A 10,884-nucleotide genomic window follows, 5' to 3' on the forward strand; every position below is an offset into this window, starting at 1 on the left:
GATTGACGAGTATAATATGATGCTAACTGCCATTGACTCAGCAAAGGGAAAAATAGAAACCCTTGAAAAGACCATTCGGGAAACCTCAGAGCGCTTAGTCAGTGGTGTAGCATTGAAGTATGGCAAAGACAGCCGGGAATACGAAATGACAGGCGGGGTACGCAAAAGCGATCGCATCCGTAAAGCCAGCATTACGCGGATAAAATCCACCGCAGAGTTAAAAGCGACTGCTACACAGACGGCGTAACGGCAACAAGTAGGCATCATTCACGGTAAATGATGCCTACTTGTTGCGTAAGCGTAGCCTGCCGCAGGTATTGCATCCTTGAAGATGTTGATTATCATAAAAAAGAATATAGCGTCTAATCCAGTAAATATAAGTTTTTTCTGTTTCCTAAGAATGCGATCGCAGAAGATTTAGTTGCGACACTGGTTGAGATGGAAGTTCCCCAAACCTTAATTGACAAGGTAGTGCAAATTGTAGGCTCTACTGCTCATCGGAACGACATCTTGAATCGGTAAGCTTGTCAGAACTGAGACTCCCAATCCTAACATTATCTCCTTAGATTAAATATTTATCAGGGCCTAGTTGCAGCAACCTCTTGAGTAACTCGGTTCCTAAACTTTAACATTGCTAGCGATGCCTGTGGCGGGCTACGCCTACGCATTCGTAAAGCCACTATCACCCGGTTAAAATCCACCGCAGACTCAAAATCGGCTTCTACACAGACGGCGTAATGAGCAACAAATAGGCATCATTTACGGTGAATGATGCCCATTGTTTTGCGTGGGCGTAGCCCACATCGCACTTGTCTATGAGAACTGTGGGAATCATAAATAAATTATCTGGACTTAATATAATGCATCGATCGCAATAAAAACGCTACGTTTTTATGTAAAACTGTACTTAGACCCTTCTTCGGCTTGTTATTAGACATCGCTTTTCTGGAAAAACCATCGAACTGGATGTAGAAACTAATGGTAAAAGACCAAAGTCAAAGCCAGTAATCATGCAGAGTTGGTAGTAGCGATCGAGGCAGCACAGAAATTTGTAGGGGGGTAGTTAAGCAAACATGGTGAATAAAGTAGCATTGCTGATTGGAGTCAGTGAGTACGAACCTGATTTGAACGCTTTACCTGGCTCTGTTAAAGATGTAGATGCGATGCAGCGAGTATTGGTCAACCCAGAAATGGGCGAGTTTGCCGAGACTAATATCACGGTGCTGAAAAATCCTCAACGGCAAGGGATGGAAGATGCCATTCATAGGTTGTATGCCGATCGTCACAGAGATGATCTGGTATTATTTTACTTTTCTGGTCATGGCATTAAAGATGAAAGGGGTAATCTTTACCTTTCAACTCGGAACACTCGTAAAGAGAATGGGAAACTGGTAAAGCCTTCGGCGGTGGCAGCTAGTTTTCTGCATGAATGTATTAACGATTGTCGTTCTCAGAGACAGGTCATAATTTTGGACTGTTGCTTTAGCGGAGCGATTGCTCAAGGAATGACTGTCAGAGATGATGGTATTGTCAATGTGCAGGAACAGTTAGGAGGCAAAGGACGGGCAATTCTGACATCATCCACATCTACCCAATATTCTTTTGCTCCAGAAGGAGCGGAACTTTCAATATATACACGTTACCTAGTAGAGGGGATTGAAACTGGAGCTGCTGATCACGACGAAGACGGTTGGATTTCTGTAGGTGGATTGCATGATTATGCCAGTATTAAAGTACAAGAAGCAGCTCCAGCGATGACACCAAAGTTCTATCCTGTTGAGGAAGGCTACAAAATAAATCTGGCAAGAGCACCTGTTGGCGATCCTAAACTAATGTACCGAAGGAAAATTGAAGAAATTGCTCGTAAGAAGCAAGGAGAAATTTCTCCGATCAACCATACTACTTTAGAAGAATTGCGTGACAGCTTGAACGTGTCATCAGAAGAAGCTAATGCGATTGAGGCTGAGGTTTTGCAGCCTTACGTGATCCGCAAACAAAAATTACAGCGTTATCAGCAGGCTTTATCAAAAGCAATTAAGCGGCAAAATCTACTTAGTGATGAAGATTGGAATGATCTGGGAGGTTTGCAACAAATTTTGAGGCTTAGAGATGAAGATGTTGCACCAGTTATAGAACGTTATCAGAATAAAAATTCGGAAAGACAACCAACAGAAGACGAAAATTCTTCCAATAAGAAAACTACCCCCCTTCAAAAAAGTCGTTGGAAATTGCTGGTATTTGGTTTAGTATCTGTAGCTTTGGGGGTAGGAATCAACCAAATATGGTTAAATCAACCCCAACTTCCAGAACCTATACCTACTAATCCGACTCCTGACCCTAATGATCGGTTTCCTGAAGTGAAAGATGCCGATGTCCCTTCTGGCACATTTAACTACGGCCTCAGTACAAGTTGGGCACCAATTCGTGGCATTGTAGACAGGGAAATTCAAAAAGCCTTTCCTAATTTCAAACTAGTATATGTAGATTTTCCTCTTGAAGAGACAGGTTCACTCACAAGTATCGAAAAGTTATTAGATAAGTCAGTTGCTTTTGCACAGTACTCTTATCCACTTACAGAGCAACAGCAAAAGAGGTTTAAAGAAATTTCCATAGCTAACGATGGGGTAGCGATCGCAGTTAACCCTAAATTAAATCTTACTGGGTTAACTTTGGATCAGTTAAAGCGTATTTACACAGGTAAAATCACCAACTGGAATCAAGTAGGGGGCCCTGACTTGGAGATTAAGCCTTTGTCTCGCAATGTGGCCGGTGGTACTGTCAAATTTTTTAAAGAAAAGGTTTTAGGCGATCCTGAATATTCATTTTCTCCTCAGCTTGTTAAAACAGTCCAAAGCACCACTCTAGGACTACGAGAAGTCTTTAAAGAAAAAGGCAGCATCTACTTTGCTTCAGCGCCAGAGATAGTTGGTCAGTGTGATGTCAAGCCTTTGTGGTTAGGTAAGGACACAAATCATCTAGTTCCTCCCTATCAAAAATCAACTGAAGAGAAAATTTCTGAATGTCCAGATAATCCAAATAAACTTTATAAAGCTAATGTTGGCGCTTTTAGCGACCAAAGTTATCCACTAACTCGGAAGTTATATGTAGTTGTCAAGTTGGATGGTTCAATAGACCAAAAAGCAGGCGAAGCATACGCCAAATTACTGCTAACCCGCCAGGGTCAAGGTCTAATTGAAGCAGCTGGCTTTGGTAAAATTAGCAAATAAGTTTAGTTTTTGAACTTTTATTAATTTCAGGCAATCGTAATTATAACGATGTTTATATAGCAATCCTAAATGAATTGTAAAAATCGAGAGACTAAGATCCCCGACTTCTTTGAGAAGTCGGGGATTTTATTGTTCACGACTGATTTAGGACTACTATATATTGTTTTATTCTTCAATCAATTCAAAATCAACTCGCTCATAAATATCACGCAAGGCAATTTGAAAATCGATAGAATCTAAGACTAAAACAGCATCTTCACCTTCATATTCCTTAAAAATCCATTGACTTTCTGCTTGCTTTGCAAATTGTTCTACAGCAAAACTATACTGGTCAATCATAATATATTCTTGAAAACCAGGAATTGAACGATAATATTTAAAATTATCTGTTTTGTCATAATTTTTAGTTGAATTTGATAAGACTTCAACAATTAATAAGGGATTAATGATAATTGTTTTACCTGTTCCCTCATAAATAGGCTTACCTTTGATGACCATAACATCAGGATAAGTATTAATGCGATAACGAGGTATTGATAATTTCACATCCCCTATGTAAATCTCATAATCTTGTTCTTGCACAGTCAGGGGAAACTTGCGACAAAAATTAAGTGCAATTTTGTTGTGATTAGTTGTTCCCCCTGTCATGGGTATAATTTCTCCGTCTCTGTATTCATTTTTATATTCAGCCTTCTCTTCTAATTCCAAATATTCTTCAGGGGTGTAGTAGCGCTTTTCTGTTTGTAAAACCATATTAATTAACTCATAAAATGAGGGAATGGATATATTATCAATAGCGTGACGTACCCTAAAGATAGGGAAAATAAATATTTTTGTTATAAAAATCTGATTGCAGACAATGTAACAATAGCGATCGCAAGCAAATACTTTTAGCAATAACCACCAGTGAACGCCCCTACCAACATCTCTGCACAAACTCAGAATCGTAAAGCTGATCACATTCGGATCTGTTTAGAAGAAGATGTTCAGTCTTATCAAATCACCAATGGATTGGAACGCTATCGCTTCACCCATTCTTGCTTACCCGAACTCGACCACAACGATATTGATATCAGTACAACTTTCCTGGGGAAACACCTTGGCGCACCCTTGTTAATTTCTTCCATGACTGGGGGAACAGAACAAGCCGCAATGATTAACCAACGTTTAGCGCAAGTCGCGCAACACTACAAAATTGCAATGGGTGTCGGTTCTCAGCGCGTGGCAGTAGAAAAACCTCAAGTAGCTGATACTTTTGCTGTCCGCAAGTATGCACCCGATGTTTTGCTATTTGCGAACTTGGGCGCTGTGCAACTTAACTATAAGTACGGCTTGGATGAATGTTTGCGGGTAGTTGATATCCTAGAAGCTGATGCTCTGATTTTACACATTAACCCTCTACAAGAGTGTATTCAACCCAAAGGTGATACTAATTTTCGGGGTTTGATTGACAAAATATCTGAGTTGTGCAATAAGCTGCCAGTGCCAGTAATTGCGAAGGAAGTTGGTAACGGCATTTCAGCAGCGATCGCCAATAAACTCATTGCCGCCGGAGTAGCAGCAATTGATGTAGCTGGTGCGGGGGGTACTTCTTGGGCAAAAGTAGAAAGTGAACGGGCGGAAAATCCCTTGCAACGTCGCTTAGGAAGGACTTTTGCTGATTGGGGTTTACCGACAGCAGAGTGTATTACAACTATTAGAGCGATCGCTCCAAATGTGCCCTTAATTGCTTCAGGAGGTTTGCGTCATGGACTCGATGTTGCAGCTGCGATCGCCTTGGGAGCAGATATAGCTGGTTTAGCAATGCCTTTTTTGCAAGCAGCAGCAACATCAGAGACAGCAGTTGCGGAACTTGCTGAAGTATTAATCGCCGAAATCACCACGGTATTATTCTGCACTGGCAACGCCACCTTGTCTGAGTTAAAGCACTCTGGCAGTTTACAGCGCATAGAATAGGTAAATAGGTGATTAGTCATTTGTCATTTGTCATTTGTCATTTGTAAATGCCCAATACCCACTGACCCTGAGCGTATCGCTAAAGCGAAAGCTTAACGCGTAGCGTCCCGCAGGAAAGGGATGCCCAATACCCGATAACTAATAACTAATAACTAATGCGTAATTTTATCAAACAAACTTTTGCTAGTTTAATTGGCACCTTACTAGGACTAATTATTTTTGGTGGTCTGGGAACCAGTGGATTGTTCTTGCTGATATTGGCTGCTAGCTCCTCTAAAGATACTGGGCCAAATGTGAAAGATAAGTCAATGCTGGTTTTTGACTTGTCAATGAAAATTACTGATAGCGAACCTAGTTCAGGTGAACTGTTTCAAAACACATTATCAGGTGTAGATGACGATAGGATGGCACTCCGCAAAGTTGTAGAAACTTTGGAAAAAGCGCGGCGCGATCCGCGAATTGTCGGGATCTATTTAGATGCAACAAGCACAAGCCAAGCTGGTAACGTCGGCTATGCCTCTCTGAAAGAAATTCGGAAAGCGCTAGAGGAGTTTCGTGCTGCGGGCAAAAAGATTATTGCCTATGGCAGTGATTGGAGTGAAAAGGAATATTACCTTAGTTCAGTAGCAGATTCCATCATACTTAATCCTCTGGGAATGATGGAAATCAACGGTTTGAGTTCGCAACCGATGTTCTTAGCGGGAGCATTGCAGAAATATGGCATTGGTATTCAAGTCGTGCGGGTGGGGAAATTTAAGGGGGCTGTAGAACCGTTTATCCTCAAAAAGTTGAGTCCAGAAAACCGTGAACAAACTCAAAAATTGTTGGATGATGTTTGGGGAGAGTGGCGTACTACTGTAGGCGCAAGTCGGAAAATTGAACCTAATCAATTGCAAGCGATCGCAAATACTCAGGCGCTACTCGAAGCCACACAAGCCAAAACTAGCGGTTTAGTTGATCAAGTCCAATACCGCGATGAAGTGGTAACTGACCTCAAAAAGTTGACAGGTAGTGATAAAGACGACAAAACATTCCGACAAATTAGCCTGAATAGCTATGCAGAAGTTTCTGGCAAATCTTTGGGTGTAGAACGTAGTTCAAAAAATGAAATTGCCGTTGTTTATGCTGAAGGTGAGATTGTCGATGGTAAAGGAGAAGATGGGCAAGTAGGAGGCGATCGCTTTGCCAAAATCTTCAACAAACTACGACAAGATAAGGATGTGAAGGCTGTTGTACTACGGATTAATAGTCCTGGTGGTAGCGCTACCGCATCTGAAGTCATGCAGCGAGAAGTCAAATTAACTCGTGAGGCAAAACCGGTTGTAGTGTCAATGGGTGATGTAGCCGCCTCTGGTGGTTACTGGATTGCTAGCGACTCTAATCGCATTTTTGCCGAACCAAATACCATTACAGGTTCAATAGGTGTGTTTGGGGTGTTGTTCAATGGTGAAAAGCTGGCCAATGATAATGGCATCACCTGGGATTCGGTAAAAACTGGAACCTATGCTGATAGTCAAACAGTTTCGCGTCCGAAATCGCCCCAAGAGTTGGCACTTTATCAGCGCAGTGTTAACCGGATTTATAATATGTTTCTGAATAAAGTTTCTCAAGGTCGCAAACTCCCAGAACAAAAAGTTGCAGAAATTGCTCAAGGACGAGTTTGGTCTGGTGTGACGGCCAAGAAAATTGGTTTAGTGGATGAAATTGGCGGGTTGAATAGTGCGATCGCGTATGCTGCCAAGCAGGCGAAACTAGGAGAAGACTGGGAAGTGCAAGAATATCCTCGCACTAGCAGTTTCGGAGAACGGTTTTTTGGACGTGCAACCCAAGAGGTGCGGACTGCTTTAGGAATTGAGGGGACGCAACTCAAACAATCCAATCCCCTCACCGATGAATTCCAAAAGTTGCAACAGGAAATCGGAATTCTGCAAAAGATGAACGATCCACAAGGGGTTTACGCCCGTTTGCCTTTCAACTTGAAGATTGAGTAAGTCGGGGTGAATCATTCAAGGTTTTTAGTAAGCGGTTCCATCTCTTAAAAATACAATCAGATGTCCTTGCGATCGCAAGGGCTTTTTCTTCAATCTTCTCGACTTGATACCGAGGAAACATCCAAGCCGAACCAAAGCAACCGAAAATCAATTGAAATGCGATCTATTGTTCTTTGCCCGATGCTTAAGGATTAGAGACGATGCTACAACCAGTGTTTCGGATACGTCCTTTCTTCCGCTAAATTATTAAAGATTACAGCGCATAGCACTAAAATCATCGATCCTTCAAAGGCAGGTGTTAGCAAAAATTGCCAATCTGGTTTCGTCATCATGACGACTAATGCAACAGCACCCGAAGGTGGGTGTAAAGTTCCGGTAAGCTGCATGATTCCAATCGCACTAGAAACAGCCATTCCCATTGACAAGGGAGAAGAACCGAGAAAATGCAGAATTATCAGACTCACAATAGCACCTAAAAGATTACCCCCAATGACATTGCGAGGTTGAGCCAAAGGACTGTCAGGCACACCAAAGATCAAAACACTTGTAGCACCAAAAGGAGCCATCAGCAAAGGAGAATTAGTTTTTGCAGCAAGGTAAGACGTTGCAGTGATAGCTAAGAAACTACCGATCCAACTCCAAAAAACATGCCGATGATGAGGCCTGTCTATTGGACAGGCTAGCGGACAGGATCGCCATCTGGCAAAGGTTTTAAACCAATAACTTTGCAATTTCAACCGAACTTTTTTACCGTCGATCATGAATGAACCACTCGATAATCATGACTCCCTGACTTGACTGAGCAAGGCTTTACTAAAGTTACAATAACATGACATTTCTCAAAAAATCTCTAAAAAGTATTCAAATATACAGAATTTTCTATTTTGTTGGGATTCAGCCTAAATAAGTAAATTCAAGTCCAGTGACTACAACGCCTAGAGGTGCATTAATTCGAGTAATTTGAAAGTTAGTTAAGGTGAGTGTAGACATAATCAACTGTTAAAAGTTTCCACAATTTACAAATAATAACTAGTAATTCATGCCCCAAATATTATTGTTTTGCAAACACTTCTTGAGGAGTGATTTCGGCGTATTCTTCAGGAGTCAAGAAGCCATCTCTCACATTTACCTTCTTAGGTATCAGTCCCAGACTGTACCATTTATCTGCAACTTCTTGTTGTTTATTAATAATTTTTTCGGTAATTGGTATAAGCGTGAAATCATACTTTTTGTGCATAATCTCTAATGTAGGTGGATCAAGTTGAGTTGTTGCAGAGAGCAACTGGGAGATTTCTTTAGGATTATTCTTAGACCAATTTTGGGCTTTTTGTACTTCTTCTAAAAAGACTTTGATAACTTCTCGATTTTCTTGATAGAATTTGCGGTTTGTGGATATAAAGTTATTAGTATCTCGCAAACCATTACCACCATCAGTTAAAACCCGTCCCGTGTTATTTTGGACATTTCTTGTAACAAATGGTTCCCAGATAAACCAAGCATCTACTTTACCTTGACTAAATGCCACATTAGCATCTGGAGGTGCTAGACCAACTGATTCTATATCACTGAGCTTTAAACCTTCTTTTTCTAAGGCTCTAAGTATAAGATAATGACCAATCGATGCTTTTTGAAAAGCTACTTTTTTTCCTTTTAAATCTTTGACACTTTGAATAGGAGAGTTTTTAGGAACTAACAGTGAAACTGCTTGGCCATCAGAAGAGTTAGCCGCTAGATATACAAGAGGTGCGCCGGCTGCTTGAGAGAAAACAGGAGGAGATTCTGCTGTAGAGGCAATATCAAGTGCGCCTGCATTTAAAGCTTCTAATTGTTGTGGCCCGGCAGCAAATTCTGGCCACTCTACCCTATACCCTAAAGGTTTTAATCGTTCTGCTAGAATACCTTTTTCTTCTAAGACAGCTAGGGCAGTAAGTTGTTTAGATCGGACAATTCTAATTACTTTATTGGCAGTAGTATTACTACTAGCTACATTAGAAGCCGATGAAGCTGATTGTTGCTGAGAATTATTTGGTGAATTACTGCAACTAAATACTGTGGTAAGTATTAAACTGTAACCAAAAGCAAATAAGGCGTGACGACGAGTAATGCGTCGGTTTTTCGAGAATGCAATTTGTTTTCTAAAATCTTTCATGAATTAATTCACCTCTAATTATCAAACAAGTTGTTAAATGAAAAACTTAAACTGTGACTTTCGTCCCATCAAATTTTGTGAATGTGAAGCCATTGAATTTTTCGTTGTAACCCAACCTTTCATCTTTGAGGATGCTGATGGCAATCTCTTCACCCAAAGCTATGCCAGCAGAACCATCTGTGCGCCAGTGAATACCACCATGACCACGACCAAGGGTGTAATTAGCTGCCAGTTTGTTTAATTCTCCACCCACGGTTAAAGGCTCTCCTTTGTAGGGAATCACCTTTTCAAAGTCATCATGGTCATGGGTTGTTACGGCTTTAGTTAAAGAGTCATAGGCTTTGAGATCAACCTCACTCTGTTTATTGTGTGGTAAGCTGTTGCGCCTTTAATTTGCACTAATATTTTTTCAAGATGATTGTGGGGTGGGCATCCTGCCCGCCCTGATAATGCAAGTTATATACGTAACAGCTTAGTCCTCTAGTATCAGAGCCAATCTTATTAGGATACCGTTCCTCATCGCCATTAGTAGGATTAGACGCAATGGGAATTTGACGATTAGCCTCGGCTGAGGCAACACGTATGCGATAAGCCTTTTCTGTAAACTTGTTCTTAGCAGAAGATACCTGCTCTTGTGCCTGACCTTTTTGAGCAGAAAACTTTAAACCCACTGTCCCTGTTACAATACTACTTGCAGTAAAGATACCAGTGTGTAACAAAAAAGATCGTCTACTAGCTGCACTCACAATAACTTTGGATTTTCTCTGATTCATAACTGTATATCTCTGCGCTTCTTGCCCAATATTGTTCCAGTCTTGATTAGAAGCGACACCAGCCCTATTTTTGGGAATTATGAATACTAACGGTAGTTCCACATTATCTTGAATAGCAGCGAAAACTTAGGGAAAGATACAATTCTTGTGACTACCAAAAAGCAGTACTAGGCAGCAACAGGAGTAGCAAATCTAGCATATCGCTCTATGTAAAACTCCTTGCTATTAGCGATCGCCACTACAGAATCACGTTGTTTTAAAGCCTTTTTCCACTGACGTAGACGAGTAAATTCTTCTGGTAGTGCAAAGCCTCGATGGTGCTTCAGTGCAGCCCAACGCTCAAACCAGGGGTAAAAAGTGAAATCAACCAGACTGACGGATTCACCAAACCAGTAAGGGCCATCTCCTGATAACTTCCCAAAAGCTTCATTCTCGATAAATTCCAGATGTTTGTACAGTTCTTGTTTAGCTGCTTCTTGCTGTTGAACATCGGGACTACGCAAGAGAGTAGAAAAAGCCGGAACGAATCTAGTATTAGCAAAATCAATCCAGATTCGAGCCTGCGCTTTAGCAATGAGACTGCTAGGCAAAAGCGGCGGATTTGGAAATACTTCGTTGAGATATTCGTTAATTACTGCCGATTCCCAAACTCGGTTATTATTATGTGCGTAGGCGTAGCCCGTCGCAGACATCGCAGGCACTTTTCCATAAGGAGAAATATCTGTAAATCCCTCCGGTTTATTCTGCAAATCAATCTCAATCAAGTCAAAGTCGATGCCTTTTTCTTG

General features: G+C 41.1%; 8 protein-coding genes and 2 pseudogenes. 4 read left to right on the forward strand and 6 right to left on the reverse strand.

All coding sequences use genetic code 11. The annotated features are described in order from the left end of the window. A pseudogene (locus tag VE944_RS16345) lies at positions 1-247 on the forward strand (hypothetical protein); the annotation flags it as partial. A gap of 826 nt (positions 248-1,073) precedes the next feature. Next, complete coding sequence (locus VE944_RS16350; protein ID WP_324978777.1) at positions 1,074-3,227, forward strand: caspase, EACC1-associated type; 2,154 nt, start codon at positions 1,074-1,076, stop codon at positions 3,225-3,227. A gap of 165 nt (positions 3,228-3,392) precedes the next feature. On the opposite strand, the gene VE944_RS16355 is transcribed toward VE944_RS16350, so the two are convergent. Continuing rightward, complete coding sequence (locus VE944_RS16355) at positions 3,393-3,980, reverse strand: Uma2 family endonuclease (RefSeq protein ID WP_324978779.1); 588 nt, start codon at positions 3,978-3,980, stop codon at positions 3,393-3,395. 153 nt (positions 3,981-4,133) lie between these two features. Here VE944_RS16355 and fni point away from each other — a divergent pair, with 153 nt between their 5' ends. Both fni and sppA read left to right on the forward strand, forming a co-directional pair. Then, a complete protein-coding gene (gene fni / locus VE944_RS16360; protein WP_324978781.1) occupies positions 4,134-5,183 on the forward strand; it encodes a type 2 isopentenyl-diphosphate Delta-isomerase in 1,050 nt (349 codons plus the stop codon). 155 nt (positions 5,184-5,338) lie between these two features. Next, a complete protein-coding gene (gene sppA / locus VE944_RS16365; RefSeq protein WP_324978783.1) occupies positions 5,339-7,174 on the forward strand; it encodes a signal peptide peptidase SppA in 1,836 nt (611 codons plus the stop codon). Between the two features lie 203 nt (positions 7,175-7,377). On the opposite strand, the gene VE944_RS16370 is transcribed toward sppA, so the two are convergent. From VE944_RS16370 to VE944_RS16390, 5 genes and pseudogenes are all read right to left on the reverse strand, one after another. Next, on the reverse strand, positions 7,378-7,935 hold the full coding sequence (locus tag VE944_RS16370; protein WP_324978784.1) for an HPP family protein: 558 nt from the start codon (positions 7,933-7,935) through the stop codon (positions 7,378-7,380). A 290-nt stretch (positions 7,936-8,225) separates the two neighbouring features. Next, positions 8,226-9,323 (reverse strand): aliphatic sulfonate ABC transporter substrate-binding protein, encoded by a 1,098-nt coding sequence (locus VE944_RS16375; RefSeq protein ID WP_324978785.1) that lies wholly within the window; start codon positions 9,321-9,323, stop codon positions 8,226-8,228. Between the two features lie 46 nt (positions 9,324-9,369). After that, positions 9,370-9,627, reverse strand: a pseudogene (locus VE944_RS16380) (twin-arginine translocation pathway signal protein); the annotation flags it as partial. 94 nt (positions 9,628-9,721) lie between these two features. Next, positions 9,722-10,198 carry a hypothetical protein gene (locus VE944_RS16385; protein ID WP_324978786.1) on the reverse strand — a complete coding sequence of 159 codons (477 nt, stop codon included), beginning with the start codon at positions 10,196-10,198 and terminating at the stop codon, positions 9,722-9,724. A 65-nt stretch (positions 10,199-10,263) separates the two neighbouring features. Beyond that, the coding region (locus VE944_RS16390; RefSeq protein ID WP_324978788.1) for a glutathione S-transferase family protein at positions 10,264-10,884 on the reverse strand (621 nt) is incomplete at its 5' end.

This window comes from Nostoc sp. (assembly GCF_035638895.1).
Lineage (GTDB): Bacteria > Cyanobacteriota > Cyanobacteriia > Cyanobacteriales > Nostocaceae > Nostoc.